At 56.3% G+C, this 16,612-nt stretch carries 11 protein-coding genes and 1 tRNA gene; 3 read left to right on the top strand and 9 right to left on the bottom strand.

All coding sequences use genetic code 11. The annotated features are described in order from the left end of the window. Positions 1-36 precede the first annotated feature (36 nt). The 6 genes from A6F49_RS14065 to A6F49_RS14040 all read right to left on the bottom strand — a co-directional run bounded on the left by A6F49_RS14065 (position 37) and on the right by A6F49_RS14040 (position 7,003). Positions 37-795, bottom strand: a complete 759-nt coding sequence (locus A6F49_RS14065; protein WP_052504968.1) for a PIG-L deacetylase family protein — start codon at positions 793-795, stop codon at positions 37-39. A 16-nt stretch (positions 796-811) separates the two neighbouring features. Continuing rightward, positions 812-2,119: a S1C family serine protease gene (locus A6F49_RS14060; protein ID WP_052504969.1), complete on the bottom strand. Its 1,308-nt coding sequence runs from the start codon at positions 2,117-2,119 to the stop codon at positions 812-814. A gap of 170 nt (positions 2,120-2,289) precedes the next feature. Next, on the bottom strand, positions 2,290-2,481 hold the full coding sequence (locus tag A6F49_RS17780; protein ID WP_150119510.1) for a hypothetical protein: 192 nt from the start codon (positions 2,479-2,481) through the stop codon (positions 2,290-2,292). A gap of 158 nt (positions 2,482-2,639) precedes the next feature. Next, positions 2,640-2,713, bottom strand: a tRNA-Met gene (locus A6F49_RS14050). Positions 2,714-2,787: 74 nt separating this feature from the next. Then, positions 2,788-5,877 (bottom strand): UPF0182 family membrane protein, encoded by a 3,090-nt coding sequence (locus tag A6F49_RS14045; protein ID WP_043058576.1) that lies wholly within the window; start codon positions 5,875-5,877, stop codon positions 2,788-2,790. A 73-nt stretch (positions 5,878-5,950) separates the two neighbouring features. Beyond that, positions 5,951-7,003: a YlbL family protein gene (locus A6F49_RS14040; RefSeq protein ID WP_043058577.1), complete on the bottom strand. Its 1,053-nt coding sequence runs from the start codon at positions 7,001-7,003 to the stop codon at positions 5,951-5,953. 122 nt (positions 7,004-7,125) lie between these two features. Here A6F49_RS14040 and A6F49_RS14035 point away from each other — a divergent pair, with 122 nt between their 5' ends. Beyond that, positions 7,126-10,218, top strand: a complete 3,093-nt coding sequence (locus A6F49_RS14035; RefSeq protein ID WP_150119509.1) for an efflux RND transporter permease subunit — start codon at positions 7,126-7,128, stop codon at positions 10,216-10,218. Positions 10,219-10,263: 45 nt separating this feature from the next. Next, positions 10,264-11,637 (top strand): zinc-dependent metalloprotease, encoded by a 1,374-nt coding sequence (locus tag A6F49_RS14030; protein WP_043058578.1) that lies wholly within the window; start codon positions 10,264-10,266, stop codon positions 11,635-11,637. Here the strand turns inward: A6F49_RS14030 and A6F49_RS14025 are convergent. Continuing rightward, a complete protein-coding gene (locus tag A6F49_RS14025) occupies positions 11,634-12,248 on the bottom strand; it encodes a M48 metallopeptidase family protein (protein WP_052504971.1) in 615 nt (204 codons plus the stop codon). The genes A6F49_RS14030 and A6F49_RS14025 overlap by 4 nt on opposite strands. A gap of 153 nt (positions 12,249-12,401) precedes the next feature. Here A6F49_RS14025 and A6F49_RS14020 point away from each other — a divergent pair, with 153 nt between their 5' ends. Then, entirely contained in the window at positions 12,402-13,514 is a 1,113-nt protein-coding gene (locus tag A6F49_RS14020; RefSeq protein ID WP_043058579.1) for a ubiquitin-activating E1 family protein, read from the top strand. Here A6F49_RS14020 and A6F49_RS14015 read toward each other — a convergent pair. After that, the gene (locus A6F49_RS14015) at positions 13,478-15,571 is read right to left on the bottom strand and encodes an ATP-dependent DNA helicase UvrD2 (RefSeq protein WP_043058580.1); all 2,094 of its coding nucleotides are present in this window, start codon (positions 15,569-15,571) and stop codon (positions 13,478-13,480) included. The two genes, A6F49_RS14020 and A6F49_RS14015, sit on opposite strands and share 37 nt — an antisense overlap. 1 nt (position 15,572) lies before the next feature. Further along, positions 15,573-16,598 carry an NAD(+) diphosphatase gene (nudC, locus tag A6F49_RS14010; protein ID WP_052504972.1) on the bottom strand — a complete coding sequence of 342 codons (1,026 nt, stop codon included), beginning with the start codon at positions 16,596-16,598 and terminating at the stop codon, positions 15,573-15,575. Between the last annotated feature and the right edge of the window lie 14 nt (positions 16,599-16,612).

Raw genomic sequence — 16,612 nt, 5'->3', positions numbered from 1 at the left:
CGCCAGCAGAATCCGGCGCGTCCGGGCTGCACCGGGCTAGAACCCAGCAAACGTCGTCTGATCATTGACCGCGACCACGTGAAAAACTTCGGCACCACGCCCTGGCACGGGGTGGCACTCTTGCAGCGCGGTGCGCACCCGATGATCCATAAACTCCGGGTCCGGGTGCTGGGAGGCATGCACGTGAAGTGCTTCAAGCTTGCGCTCAACATACTCGGTGACATCCACGGCAAGATTCGCCAGCTGCGACGGGGCCGCCATCATCCACAGTTGCCCGATGCGAAACGCCGGCAGATGGGCTAATTCAGGGTAGGCAAAGGGGTTTTCCACGGCCGGATAGATCGCACGAACCGTCGCCTCCCCCACCGCCAGATGGTCGGGATGTGAGGCCTGGAGCCGATCCCAGTGGCGCTGCGGGTGTTGCGTAATGACGACGTCGGGCTGGACTTCACGCATGACTTGAACCAGTTGCGCCATCAATTCGTGGGTGGGTTCAACGTACCCATCAAGATGTTTGAGATAGCGCACCTCAGAGACCCCCACGACGGCGGCCGCAGCGCGTTGTTCCTGCTCGCGACGGGCGATCATCGCTTCGCGCGAATGGTCCAGCTCGAATCCGCCAGCATCACCTGAGGTCACCAAACAATAGGTGACCTCTACGCCTGCGTCGGTCAAGGCCGCGATCGTGGCGGCGGCCCCGAAATCGATATCATCCGGGTGCGCAGCGATAGCCAACGCACGGGTGATGTTGGACTTTTGGACAAGGTCAGCGGCAAAGACAGGTTGGTTGAGCACGCCTTATAGTGTAGCCCTAGTTCATGGAGCCCAAGGTGACCGTTTCAGTCAGCTCTTCACCGTCACGGACTACGGTCAGTTCCACATCTGTGCCGCCGGGGTATTCCCGCACAGTGGCCGACAGCGAGCCAGGATCCATGACGGGTTGGCCATTGACCGCGGTAATCACGTCATCGGGCTGGAGTTGGGTTCCGGCAGCCGGGCCATCTTCCACCACCTCGACAATTTGAGCGCCCGAGGAGATATTGCCTTGAGCAGTCGGCACGATCGTGACACCGAGCACCCCGTGGGAGACTTCACCGTTTTCGATCAGCTCCTGCGCCACACGCTGGGCGTATTCCACCGGAATGGCAAAGCCGAGGCCCACGTTGCCCTCAGTACGAGTAGCTATGGCCACGTTGATCCCAATGAGACGGCCCTCTTGATCAACCAGGGCACCACCTGAGTTGCCCGGGTTGATAGCGGCGTCGGACTGAATGACGTTGAGATGAATCTGTCCCTGGGCAGCAGGTGCCTCGGTATTGTCTGGGAGCCGGAATTCAAAAGGGTTCTCCTCTTGCGGAGCTTCCTGTTCCTCGGGTGCCGCAGATGAGGCCACCGAGATGGTGCGATCAAGATTCGAAATGATACCCTCGGTCACAGTGCCAGACAGGCCCAGCGGCGCGCCAATGGCTACGGCCTGGTCGCCGACATTGAGGTTTTCGGTGCTACCCATTTCCATGGGCTCAAGACCTTCGGCCTCAATTTTGATCACGGCCAGGTCCGACATCGGATCAAGGCCTACCACCTCGGCCTCATACACTTCGCCGTCATGGGTTTGGACCATCACACTGGCAGCGGCCGTTTGCCCGCCCAGGGTGACCACGTGGGTGTTGGTCAGGATGTGGCCCTGGTCGTCCAGGATAATGCCGGAACCGGAGCCCTCGGCTTGTTCACCACCGACCGAAAGGGTCACCACCGATGGCGAAGCTACGGCAGCGGCTTCTGTAGTGGCGGTGACGTTATCTGTGCGGTTGAACTGTTCAGAGTCTCGGAGTTCGTTAGATGCGGTCGGTGCGCCGTCGTCGAGATAATGCACTGCTAGTCCCCCAGCACCGCCGCCAAGCAAACCGGCGAGCACGACGGAGGTGGCTAAAACTGGCCACCCAAAGCGGCTCTTGGAGCGCGGTTCAGCATTATGGGGTTTGGGATCAGGCTGCGGGTCGAACGCGTGCTGAGACGGAGGCGGTGGTGGCGGAGCAGTGTCGCCTGCATCGGCGGATGAGGCGTTGTATCGATCCGACGGGTTGTTGTGCTCCGGTTGTGAAGGCTTAGTCTCGTGCATTATCGTCCTTTCATGTCAGCTCTATTTTGGTACAGGTATCTGGGTGTTACCACGATATTTTCCTGACGGTTGCTGAAAATATCCCGCATCCTGGCAATATGTCCACTGTGTCATAAGTAAGTGGCCAAAACGTCGCAGTCGTCGCATCAATGGACCGACTTAGTTTGCGGTCAGATCGCCGCTGAGCCGTTCGAGTCCTTCGGGATTTCACCGGTGAAGTCATCGGGAAGTAATTGCGCGGTGTTCACGCGACCTACCGCGCCGCTGTGAACCCACGCATCGCCCGGTGCAGCGTCGACGCTGAAGGTTCGGCCGACCGGTATACGTGTGTTGTGCAGCTGGTTATCGGCAAGTTCGGTCATGCGAGTGCGAATCTCTGACAGATCCTGATATTCGTCCAGCTTCGATACCCCTGGTTCCGCAGCTGTCGGGCATCCGAATAAGCAGGCCGCGGTTCTTTGGATCTGTTGTGGCAAACGCAAAGACCCCCGAGTTTCCTCGAGGGTCTTTGTCTATTCAGTTGCGGGGGCAGGATTTGAACCTGCGGCCTTCGGGTTATGAGCCCGACGAGCTACCGAACTGCTCCACCCCGCGGCGTCTTTCTCTACTGTACACGCCGCGAAAATGGAATGCAAATCGGAGGACTAGTTCATCCGGCCATATATCCCCTAGTCAGCCGGGGTTGGAGCTTCAGTGTTACCAGCATCACCTTCTGGTTCAGCTGGGGCTTCATCACCTTCAGCCGCCAGTGCGCGCTCTAGAGCGTCCTGCAGATCCGCCTGGGCTTCTCCATAGGCTGCCCAGTCACCGTCAGCCATTGCGGAGTCAGAACGTTCCATGGCATCCCGGGCGTCATTGAGTGCCTCGGTCAGCTGCTCCCCAGGTGAAGAGGCCACTGGTGGTTCAGCCTGACCTTCTTCGCCTTCTGGTGCGCCTTCGGCTTGCTGTTCCTCTGGTGTTTCAGCACCGGATTCACCTTCGAAGACCTGATCGAGAGATTCGGCCAGGGTGTCAGCGAAGCCGACCTTGTCACCGAATGCCACCAGAACCTTCCTCAGGACCGGATAGGAGGTTTCACCCGTCGAGCGGACATAGACCGGCTGGACGTAGAGGATACCCTCAGCGACCGGCAAGGTGATCATGTTGCCGTTGATCACATCAGATGCGCCCTGCCGCAGCAGGTTCAGCTCACGTGAGACGGTGTCGTCGGAGTTGAAGTTGTTCTGCGCCTGCCCAGGACCAGGGGTTGTGGTCTGGCGTGGCAATTCCAGCATCTGCATGTGACCGTAGCTTTCGGCCTTGACGCCGTCCTCGCCGGTTCCGGCATCACCATTCGCACCCAGGAAGCCGTAGAGCACGTTTCGCTGGGCCACACCTTCACGTTCCTGTGGAATATACGGGGTGGTCAGCTGGAAGGCTGGCTGCTCTTGACCTGGCATCTGCATGGTCATGTAGTACGCCGGGATCTTCACGCCGGCTTCGGAGCCCGAGGTTGGGTCATCCGGGATCGACCAGGCGTCGTTTGCTTCGTAGAAGTCACCTGCGTCATCCACGTGGTAAGTGGCCAGGATTTCGCGCTGGACCTTGAACATGTCTTCTGGGTAGCGGACGTGATCCATCAACTCAGCCGACATCTCGGAGTACGGCTTGACCGTATTGTCGTAGACGTTCATCCAAGCCTGCAGCAACGGGTCTTCTGGTTCCCACGCGTAAAGTTCGACTTCACCGTTATAGGCATCAACCGTGGCCTTGACCGAGTTACGAATGTAGTTGACCTGACCGCTCAAAATGAGGTTGGGGTCAACGTTGAGCGCATCCTGGGTTGCTGATTCCAATTGGGACTGGTCGGAGTATGGGAAGGCATCCGAGGTGGTGTACCCGTCAACAATCCATTTCACCCGCCCATCAACGATCGCCGGGTAGGTATTGGTATCGACCGACAGGTACGGGGCAACCTTTTCCACACGCTGGACCGGGTCACGATCAAACAGAATCTGCGACTGCGAGTTCACGTCCTGCGACAGGAACAGTTCAGTGGACCCGAATTTGATCGCGTAGGCCAGTCGGTTGAACATGCCACCGATCGATGGGCCACCCTCTTCAGAGAAGGTATATGCGGTGTCCTGCTCGGAGCCGGTTTCCTGCGGGCGGTCACGCTCGCGGTCTGCTTCGCCTTCTTCTTTACCGACCACCGAGTATTCCGGTGCGTTGCGACCGAAGTAAATGCGTGGTTCGTAGTCCTCTTCGGAGGCCAGCACACCCGAGGTTGGAATACCTGATAAGAGGAAGGACGGACGGCCACCGCCGCCAACTTCTGATGCGTCGGCAACGACTAGACCATAGCCGTGGGTGTAAATCACGTGCTGGTTGACCCAGGAATCATCCCCGGGTGGGTTAATTTCACGGGCTGCCAGAACCGTGTCACGAACCTCGCCGTCGATTTCATAGCGGTCCACGTGCAAGATCTCGGGGAACGAGTAGTACGGACGGAACTGCTGCAGCTGACCGAAGGTCTGGGACAACAGGTTGGGGTCCATCAAGCGCACGTTGGCGGTGGTTGCTCCATCGCCACTGAGTGCACCACGTTCGGTTTCGGTTTCGCCCGCGTAGGGAGTGTATTCGACGTCGGCGACGTCGTAGCCCTCGCGAGTGTATTGGATGTTGCGTTCAATATATGGGGCTTCCATGGTCTGCTCGGTTGGCGCGACCCGGTATTCCTGAATCAAGAACGGATAAATTGATCCGGCGATCAGCGCGGCAACAATAAATCCGGCTACACCGATGATCGACAAGCGCCAGCGGCCGTTGACCATGGTGGCGATGAACAGCCCGATGACCAGGATGGCAGCGATGGCCAGGATGGTCGACGTCGGAATGACGGCGTTGACATCCGTGTACAGCGCACCGGCCCAATTACCGGATTGATCCTGCAGAGTTTCGTAGCGGTTGAGCCAGTAGCGCCCACCCTGCAGCAGCATGTACAGGGAAGCGAAGATCAAAATGTGGAAGCGTGCGGCACGTTCCACCGTGATGCCCGTACCGTCTTCAATGCGGATACCGCCGTAGAGGTAGTGCACGATGATGCCGGCAATACCGGCAACCAGCACAACCGAAGTCAAAAACGAAATGATGGTGCTCAGCAGTGGCAGGGTGGCCATGTAGAAGGTGAGATCCATGCCGAATTCTGGATCTTCCATGCCGTAGGGCACCTGGTTGAAGAACAGCAGTACCTGCTCCCAACCGTTCATTGCCGCGGTTCCGGCGAAGAAACCAATCAGAATCGGAGCACCGATAAAGACCAGACGGCGGATTGGTTCCAGCTGTTTCTGGTACTGTTCGACGTTCTGACGCAGCTGACCGGCCAGGTTTTTGGGCCGGTGTTTATATGCCAGGTGCAATGCCAGCCAGGTGATCACAGCCATGACCACACCGGCAAGGACAAATAATATGGCCTTGGTGAAGTGTTCGGTCCAGAAGACGTTCTGGTACCCCACTTGGTTGAACCACAACACCTCGGTGTACACCATGGCGAACAGCACGAATAGTACTACCAGAACACCAAGAATAATCAGTGTCAGTAGTAGTGCACCTGGACGGCGCGAACCCGCGCCCGCCGGTCGTGACTTGTCGTCGTCTCCTGAGCCTCCGTTGCCTGACGAAAAACCAAATCCGCGGTTCGACCCGCCGGAATCGTCAGAGCCACCGGAAGGATCATCCGGGCGGCCAAAAATGCCACCGAATCCTTGTCCGAAACTCACGGTAGTTCCCTATCTGCGGGCTATGCCCGACTCGTTTGATTACAAATTAGTGAAATTCTATCGAAATGCCAGCTCACGAACAGGTGGCGTGATTTGTTTCACCTGCTGGCGCATCCAGAATTTCAAGTGCTGTGTCCAGTGTATCGACACTGTAAACGGTCATGCCGTCTGGGACATGCGTAATTTCTGAACAGTTCATGTCAGGAGCCAGAAAAATGGTGGCCCCTGCCGAGGCTGCCGCCATGACTTTCTGTTGTACTCCACCAATTGGGCCAACAGTGCCGTCGGGGTCTATCGTGCCGGTCCCGGCGATGTGGCGACCATCTGTGACCGAGTCTTCGGTCATCCGATCGATCAGCGCCAGGGTGAAGATCAAACCGGCGGAGGGTCCCCCAACGTCTTGTAAGTGGATCTCAACGTCAATCGGGAAGACAAACTCTGAATCTAGGTACACGCCGATCTGATAGGTCCCGTCCTCGGCTTGGTTCACCGGGATGGTGAAGGTCTGATCGTCACCGTTGCGACGCACCCGCAGATCCACCGGTTGACCGTTGGCCTCTTGAATTGTGTTAACTAACTGCCCGTGACCGGTAATCTGCGTGCCATTGAGACTGATGATTTCATCATTGGGTTCCAAAAACTCTGCGGCTGGAGAGTCTTCAGCAAAGTCTAAAGCGAATAAGCGTTGCTGGTAGTCAATCCCCAAATGCTCCAGAGCAGCAGCCACCGCCCAGGACTGCGAATCTGCCATCGCTTCAGCGTTTTGGCTGCGAACCTCATCACCGGTAGTTTCCGGTGGATACAATAGTTCCGCCGGCGTAATCGCCGGATACGGCTGTGCTGCATGATAGAGGACTTCAAGCAGTGTCGAGGTGGACGTTGGCGGCCCAGACACAGAAATCGTGGTGAGATCCAACTGTCCATCGGTGGGATAGGTTTGGGCGCCGTCGATCTCAATCATGTCGAGGGTCTCGCCCTCAATATCGACCTGCTCCAGGGTGTCAAACGTGGGACCCGGTGATTGGATCGTATACGGGGTGGGGATAAATAATGTGGCCAGCAGCAGAATAGCCAACACGATCCCCACGCGTCTTGCCCGGGCCCGCAGTGTTGTTTTGACGTCCATATATCGCTTTCGTTCGCGGATCGATTGAGTTTTCCTAGCTTAACTAGGGTAAATTGAGACCAGCATTTTCTGGCTTCCCGTTTCTTAAAAGGACCACCGTGGACTGGCTCGTCAAACTCAGCATGAAAAATCGTGCGTTCATCGCCCTGGTCACCATTGTCATCATGGTACTGGGGCTTATCTCCCTTAACATGCTACGGCGTGAGCTGATCCCACCGGTTGAGTTACCCACGGTTGCTGTGACCGCCACCAACCCCGGGGCTTCCTCCGAACAGATGGCCCAGCAGGTGGCCGAACCCATTGAACGCCAGCTGACCGCCGTCGATAATGTCACCTCTACTTCTTCGAATTCCAGCTCGAACTTCTCAATGATCATGTTGGAGATGGAATACGGCTCCGATATTTTCCGTGCCGCATCACAGACCGACACCATTTTGAACACGCTGGAAGAGCAACTGCCCGATGGCACCACGACCCGCACCTTGACGGGTGGGTCGGCCAGTATTCCGGCCATGGTGGTGTCCATGTCCTCGGAGCTATCCCCCGGCGAGCTCAATCAGCGTTTCGACCAGTCCGCTCGATCCGATCTGGAAAATATATCTGGCATCGCTCAGGTCCAACTCTTTGGTGTTGAAGAAGAAATCGTTCGGATTGATCCCGACGACGACGCCCTGACCGAACACGGCCTGGACCGTGCCGCGATTGTAGATGGCTTAGAAGATGCCGGAGTGGTCCTGCCCGGCGGCAACATCACCGACGATGGCGAAACCCTTGATATTTCCATTGGCAAGGCCTTCGACGACGTCGATGACCTGGCTGCAACCTTATTGGCGGTTGAAGATGAGCAACCAGTGCAGTTGTCTGAGGTTGCCGATATCGAACGAACCCAAGCAGAAGCCGAAACAATTTCACGGACCAACGGCAACGACTCGATCACGCTGCTGGTGCTCCCGTCGCACGGTGCCAACTTCATTGAACTGTCTGAAGCCGCCCACGCCGTCATGGATCAAGCCGCCGTGCAAATGGGTTCCGGAACCGAATTTACGATCGTATTCGACCAAGCCGAGTTCATTGAAGACGCTATTGCCGGGCTGGCCCACGAGGGCATGTGGGGCCTGATGCTGGCCGTGCTGGTCATCTTCGTCTTCCTGTTATCCATCCGCCCCACGATCATCACGGGTATTACCATTCCGTTGTCGGTGCTGTTTGCCTTCGTGGGTTTGTTAGCCACCGGCACCACGATGAACATGATGTCCTTGGCCGGGCTGATGATCACGATCGGTCGTATGGTCGACGACTCCATTGTGGTCATTGAAAACATCATGCGCCACCTACGCCAAGCACCACCGGGTGAAACGAAAGGTAAGACGATCACCCGCGCAACCGCTGAGGTCTCGGCGGCAGTGATCTCCTCGACGGTGGTCACCGTGATGGTATTCGTGCCGATCTTGTTGGTCGAAGGACTCGCCGGAGAACTCTTTAGGCCCTTCGCCCTGACCGTTGTGCTGGCGATGATCGGTTCCACCCTGATCGCCCTGACGATTGTGCCGGTCCTTGCCTACTGGTTTATGCGTAACCAGCGCATTCGCGGTGCTGACGCTCACCAAATGCCCGGCACCGATATCCGCGTGACCGCCAACTGGCTTTCCCGGCTCTACCGCCCCATTATTGCCTGGACCATCAAATCTCGGGCTACCCGTTGGATCACCGCCTTGGGTGCACTCGTGGTATTTGCCGGGTCGTTGGCACTGGTGCCTGCGCTGAAGGTTAATCTTCTGGGCGATACCGGAATGAATATGCACACGGTGACCTATAAGGCACCACAGGGTTCCTCCCTGCAGCGCACCTCAGAACTGGCCCAGGGGCTCGAGGATGAACTGGCCCAGATCGAACAGGTCGAAACTGTCCAAACCGATATTGGTGGACAATCCATGATGGGCGGGGCCGGACCCAATCAGGCGTCGCTGACCCTGATCACCTACCCCGCTGCCGATCAGGCCGAAGTTGAAACCAATATCCAAACAACCTTGGAAACCTACTTCCAAGACAACCCGGACATTGGCGAGTTCCAGATGGAAGCCGGCGGCGCCTTGATGGGCTCCGACACGGTTGATGTTCGGCTCGATGCCCTCGACGACGACGATCTCGCCGAGGCCAGCGAAACGCTCAGTGCAGCTTTTGAGGAGCTCGACGACGTCGCACGCGTGGAATCCGACTACGCGGCAGCTCAACCATCCTTGGAGATCGTGCCCCTGGAAGATGAGATAGCCCAGTACGGTATGACCGTGCCCGAAGCGATGGGGCTGATTGCGTCCCACACCACCGATTTCCCCGTCGCCCAGGTGACCATCGATGACGCTGAACTCAACGTGCATATGGAGTCGGCAGCAACCGTGGAAACTGTTGAAGACATCGAAAATTTGGATCTCTTCGGCATCCCGCTGACCGATATCGCTGAAGTCAATCGCGTCAATATCGCCCCGTCGGTGGCAACCATCGATGCGGTGCGCACGGTCACCATCTCGGTCACTCCTGCTTCCACCGATAACGTCGGCGCAACGACCGCTGCTTTGACCCAAGCCATTGACGACGCAGAGCTCCCCGAAGGTGTACAAACCGAATTAGCCGGTGTGGCCGAGGAGATCGATACGACATTCCAGCAGTTGGCTCTGGCCATGGCCGCAGCCATCCTCTTGATCTACGTCGTGTTGGTATGGCAGCTGAAATCTCTGGTACAACCGTTGATCCTCTTGGTTGCGATCCCCTTTGGTGCCACCGGCATGATCCTGGCCCTATTAGTCACCGATACTCCGCTAGGAGCCACAACCCTGGTGGGTATGCTGATGCTCATTGGTATTGTGGTGACCAACTCGATTGTGTTGATGGACTTGATTAACCAATATCGACGACGAGATGCGAACCTTGATCAGGCGATCATCGCTGGCGCACAGAACCGTGTCCGGCCAATCATTATGACGGCCGCTGCGACCATCGGCGCGATGATCCCACCAGCTCTCGGCTTAGCCGGACAATCCAGTTTCGTGTCCGCCCCGATGTCCATCGCTGTGATCGGTGGACTGATCGCATCAACCCTAATTACCCTGGTCATCGTTCCGGTCTTGTATCGTATGACGGAAGGCACTGCTGAAACGTTGGCCAAACGGCAAGCAAAACGTGAACAAGAAGCGCTAGAGATTCACTCAGCGCAAAGCTAACAAAGGCTATTTTTTCAACCCGTCGCTACAGTAACGTGGAGTGTTATGAGCAACCAAGGTCCAGCAAACGGTGATGACCAAGATCCAATGGAGGAGATGTTCCGTCGCATGTTCGGCGACAACGCTCCTGATCCCGAAGAAATCCAACGCGCCATGCAACAGTTCGGTGCGTCCGGCATGCCATTTGATCCCTCAATGATGGATCCACAGATGATGCAAAACATCATGGCGCAGTTCCAGTCCATGATGGCATCCTCGGATGACGATGGCCCGGTGAAATGGGACCTAGCCAAACAAACAGCACGACAATCCATTGCCGGCCAAGATCCGTCAGTCGGCTCTTTTGCCGCCAAAGAAATTGACGACGCCTTACGGGTGGCCGACGCCTGGCTCGATCAAGCCACGACCATTGAAGCCGCTAATGTACCCATCGTCGCGTGGTCACGCGCCGAATGGGTCGAAGCGACCATGGAGAACTGGCGAGAAATGACCGAACCGGTGGCGGTCTCCTTATCCGAAGCACTAACCCGAGCAATCACCGAGCAGCTCCCGGGACAACTTCCAGAAGAACTCCAAGCAGCATTTGGTCAGATGCAGCCCATGATGAAGAACCTTGGCGGGTCGATGTTTGGGCTGCAATTAGGCCAGGCCATTGGTGAACTAGCCCAAGAGGTTCTATCCGGTACCGACACTGGCTTCCCAATCGCGGGACAACGTATGGCCATGCTGCCAGTTAACATTGAGGAATTCGGTGACGGGCTATCGGTTGAAGCCGATCAGGTGCGCATCTACCTGGCTCTGCGTGAAGCCGCTCGCATGCGGTTATTTGCCAACTCGCCATGGCTTGCCCGCGACTTGATGGCCATGGTTCAACAGTACGCCGCCGGTATCAGCATCGACGTCTCGGCTATCGAAGATGCCGTCCAAACACTTGACCCAATGGACCCCGAGTCCATGAATCAGATGTTTTCCGGTTCGATGTTTATCCCCGAGCCCGAAGGAGCTCAAAAGGCTGCCATCGATCAACTCGAAACCCTCTTGGCCCTCATCGAAGGCTGGGTCGATGTGGTTGTAACAGAAGCCGCCAAACCACTTGAGTCGGCTGAAGCCCTACGCGAGATGATCAACCGTCGTCGTGCAGCGGGTGGACCGGCCGAACACGCCTTCGGCTCGTTGGTTGGGCTAGATCTCCGTCCGCGCCGTCTCCATGACGCCACGAAACTCTGGACGATCATCCAAGAAGCCGAAGGTGTAAAATACCGCGACGCGATTTGGGAATCACAGCTCCGGTTGCCAACCAACGAAGACCTTGATGATCCCGAGGGTTACATTAAACGACGTAAGACTGCTGATGAACAGTCTGCAAGTCTCGATGACGACCTCAAGAAATTGCTCGAAGGTGGCTTCGACGAAAACTAGTCGTAGGCATTTGGAAACGGCGTATCGTCACCGCGGCGTTGAGCAAATGCAACTCCGTCTAAAAAGGCGTCGGCTTCGGCCATTCTGGGATAGCGGCGAGTAAAATCCTGAAATTCCTGGCCGTGGCCGGCGTATTTTAAATGCGCTAGTTCGTGGACCAGCACACCGTCAATGACCCACTGGGGCATACCCCGAAGCATGGTAGAAATCCGTATTGCCCCGGTGGTCGCGGTACACGATCCCCATAGCGTGGTTTGTCGATCTGACCAAACCACCGATGTGGGACGGACTTCTGCCTTGAGCCAGACTCGGGCCAAGTGCACAGCTCGCTCAAACAATTCCGGGTTTGATTGAAATCGGTTGCTACGGCGTTGACGGGCTTTGATTTTTGCAATCAAACTGCGGGCAGAGCTCACGATCTCGGCGTCTCGCATGTTCATCGGCACAGACAGCTGAATCATTCCGTCTCGTACCGAAGCTGAAATCGTCTTCCGACGGCGTGAAGAGGCAATTAACCGAATGGGCTCCCCGTCAATTTCCACCACGGATGCGATACGACCGCCGGACAACTGTTGGATATTCTCACGTACTAAAGTTGAAATAGTGTTCATGCCCTTCATGCTGCCGCACTGATACGGCCCTCGGGCCACAGCAGTGTTTGGATGTGGATATCACTGGTGTCCAGTGAATATTGTGGAAAACCCGCTCAAGAATGTCCACCGGTGGCACATCATGGTAACACCCTGCAACGCTGAGGAGTCACCATGCAAATCAATCCTGGCCTGTCGATCACCTACGTGTCGGAGAGCCACATTCAACTCGGATCAGGTTTTCGGGCATTAGAACTCACCGGGGTGACCAAACCCGTGGCTGATTTCATCGATGCATTACGCATCGGCATTATTGACGGCTACGAATATCATGCGGCCCAGCAATGTCAGGTCCCCGAATTTGATTGTCACGTGCTGCTGACAAGGCTGCGTCCCGTCCTGGTCTCGACACCAACGGAGGAGTTCTTTGTCAGAAGCGAAGACCCGGAACATCGAGGTAGTCTGGCTGGCTTACGCTGCGTCACCCCCGTATTTGCCCGGGGTAAATTACACGGTTTGGCCGCACAAGACCGGCAACAGTTTCAGACCCAACGCTACGGTGCATCCCTGCAGATCTTCGGATTGGGTCGAACTGGTACGGTGCTGACGAGAATATTGCGGGATTCTGGCATTGGCCACCTCAATGTTTGGGATTCGGCACGAGTAACGTCGGCAGATGTCGGCACCGGGCTGGCGGAAGAAGACATCGGACAGGTGCGTTCTTTAGCTGTGGCAACGGCCAGTAATCCGAAACTTCAACGCCCAGTAGTCCATCCCACCGGTTGGTTGAAACAACCAGAACTTTCAACGTTGGCAACCGTGCATATTACATTAGGTGCAGCCCATGCCGAAACGATTGCCCAAGCAAAACAGCAGCGGCATCCATATCTTGCCGTAGTGATTCGTGACGACGAAATCGACATTGGTCCCTGGGTAGTCCCCCAAGCCACAGCTTGTCCGTTGTGTTTAGACGATGCCAGCTCCAATGCTGTACGTGCACAACGTGCCAGCGCACTCTATGAGAATCGCGGTGGCATTGAGACAGTTGCCGGAGCGCATCTTGTTGCAGGACTCATCGCAACAGATGTTCTAACCATGATTGATTCACAGCATTTACGCCATCAGGTACCCAAAACGAAATACGGTCTCGTCCCTGGGTTACACCTCAACACATTCACTCGAGTACATCTAGCCAATGGATGGGTGCAGACCTTTACGATTGAGCCGCTCACGGGCTGCTGCGTCGCACTTCACGAACCTAAGATCGCCAGCACATCGGCGCCATAACGTTCCAATTTTTTGGGGCCGATACCCGGTAGCTGTCGAAGTTGCTGTAAATCAGTGGGCATCTTTTCAGCGATCGCCACCAAAGTGGCATCAGTGAAGACAACAAATGCCGGTACCTTGTCTTCGGATGAAACCGCTTTGCGCCAACCAACGAGTTTGTCGAAAACATCTTGATCGTACGTGGGCGGACAGTTCTCACACCGTCCTATCTTGCGTTCGGCACCGTTCGATAAAACGGCCCCACAGGTACGACATTTCGCGACCTTCGCTCCCCGTACGCGCTTGCGAGGCTCGGAGGCTGTACCTGATGACTGCTGCATCGTAGACGTCCTAATCGCCTGGAGGAATCGTGACGGACGACGGCTTGCCCGTCCTCCTGCAGACCGGGAGAGCGACCAGGACAAATACAACCGTGTTTTTGCACGGGTAATACCCACATAAAATAACCGTCGTTCTTCGTCAACGTTTTTGTCATCCGTTGCAAAGCTAATCGGCATGAGTCCCTCAGTCAGTCCTACAAGAAATACCGAGTCCCACTCCAACCCCTTGGCCGAGTGAATCGATGCCAGCGTCACGCCGTCCATAACCGGAGCATGCTGGTGGGAAGCTCGCTCATCTAGTTCAGCAACGACTACGTCTAAGGTGACTTGGTCGCCTCGTGCCTCGACCAGATCTTCGGCAAGGTTCACTATGGCATTGAGCGATTCCCAGCGTTCACGCACCGCACCCGACTGCTGCGGAGCCGCCGGCGTGTACCCCAAAGACGCCAACACATCTTTGATGCGAGCGACCACATCACGTCCGGCCACTCCCTCAGCAGATTTTGCCGCTGCGCGGAGTTGCAAGATGCCGTCACGGACTTCTCTACGGTTGAAGAAGCGTTCAGCACCGCGCACTTGATACGAAACTCCGGCATTACTGAGCACTTGTTCAAAGTTTGCCGACTGCGCATTCGTCCGGAATAAGATGGCGATATCCGAACCTTTATGGCCCGCAGCCAACAGCTGCTGAATCTGTTCGGTAACCCATTCGGCTTCAGCTTGCTCATGAGTGCATTCTGCAAACACAGGAGCTGGGCCAGACTCGCGTTGCGACAACAGTTCCAGGGGTTCAGGCCACCGCGGCATGCCCGACCGGTGTGCTTTCGTGCGTTCCAACAGCAATCGATTCGCCAGATCTACGATCTGCGGCGTGGAACGATAATCTCGGATGAGTTTGATCTGAGTCGAGTTGGGAAATTCCTGACCAAAGTCCAGTAAGTAATCTGCGGTGGCTCCGGTAAAGGAGTAGATGGTTTGCGAGGTATCTCCCACGACACATACGTCATCCCGGTCGCCCAGCCAGGCTTTGAGCAATCGGTACTGTAATGGCGAGACGTCTTGAAATTCATCCACCAAGAAGATTCGGTATTGCTTACGAACCGTAGCGGCAATACGAGGTTCTGATTCTAAGATACCCACCATGATCAACAGCACATCTTCAAAATCGATCAATCCCCGATCGGATTTCAGATCCTCATAGGCTTGAAATAACCGGGTTACCGCAATCAAGTCCCAGCCGGCTGGCATAGTGCGATGTGCCGACTGCTGGTGATAGGTCTGCGGCGTCAACATGTTGAATTTTGCCCATTCGATTTCGCCGGCGAGGTCTCGAATGGTGGCTTTGTCGGTGCTCATCCGTAACCGTTGGGCCGCTTCGATGATGAGGTTGGTTTTATGATCGACCAGCCGGGGCATATCCCCGCCGACAGCGTGCTGCCAGAAGTACTGTAACTGGCTCAAAGCTGCGGCGTGAAAAGTCCGGGCTTGAACACCATGGGCACCGAGATCCCGGAGTCGCGAGCGCATTTCTGCGGCAGCTCGTGCGGTGAAGGTCACGGCAAGTATGTTGTACGGGTTATAGACACCCGTGGCTACGCCGTAGGCAATCCGGTGGGTGATGGCCCGTGTCTTACCCGTTCCCGCACCGGCAAGGATTCGTACTGGGCCGCGCAACGCGGTGGCGGCCTGCCGTTGTTCAGTGTCGAGGCCGGCGAGGATGTCTTCTGGAGTCTGCAATCTAATTCTCTAAAGTCCTGGGTTGTGGCAAGGGTCCACCGTACCAGTGGCTGATCAGGTGGTGGGCGATCGAGGAGGCACCGGGAATGAACATCCGTCCATTTTCAACCTCCTCGCGTAATTCATCGCGAGTAAACCACCGCACTTCGGCTATTTCTTCTTTATCGGCCAAGGCATCCTCGGGACGGCTTGTATGGCCAATGAACCCCAGCATCAATGATTGTGGAAAAGGCCACGGTTGAGAGCCCATGTACTTCACGCCTTCTACAACTACCTGGGATTCTTCATACACTTCACGCTTGACTGCCGCTTCCAACGACTCTCCGGGTTCCACGAAGCCGGCTAAAGCAGAATAGCGCTTATCTCCCCACGCTTTATTATTGCCCAACATGGCGCGGTCCTGGGGGTCGGTGATAAGCATGATGACGGCGGGGTCGGTTCGCGGGAAGTGTTCGGAGCCATCTTCTGGGCATACCTGCACCCAACCTGAAGATTTATATTGGGTCTTTGCTCCGCAGCGCGGACAGTGTTTATTGACCTTATGCCAGTTTGCTATGGCCACAGCAGATACGAAGATACCGACGTCGCGATCATCAAGTCCGGCAGCGATATCGAAGACACCGAGCCACTCGACGTAGTCGGGGTGTTCAACCCTGACACCACCGGTCTCTGGGTCCTGCAGTGTTGGTGCAGCAGTGTCTGAATTGGCGACCAATAAGATGATTTCTACATGCTCTGCAGCAGGTTCAACGAATTGACTGTGCTGAGACCGGTGATGCGCCGAACGTCCCAGATACACTGCGTCGTCAGGAAGATCACCATCGGGTGCTGCAAGGACGATCTGGCCCGAAAAGACGGGGGCTGTTCGACCGTGCAACCACAGAACCCGGGTATTGGGACGCTCCCACAGCTCAGACAATAATGTCTCGTCATCACGAAGTTCGGTACCCCGATCGACATCGTCACGGGCTAGGGGCAATCGTCCAAGAGCGGGCAGCATATCCATGGATTCCAGCTTAGTCGGCATTCGAAGTTTTTCGA

The sequence above is a fragment of the Enteractinococcus helveticum genome, from assembly GCF_001657475.1.
In the GTDB taxonomy this organism is placed as follows: Bacteria; Actinomycetota; Actinomycetes; order Actinomycetales; family Micrococcaceae; genus Yaniella; species Yaniella helvetica.
Note: the sequence above shows the minus strand (reverse complement) of the source record. Positions and strands in the feature narration are given on the sequence as shown.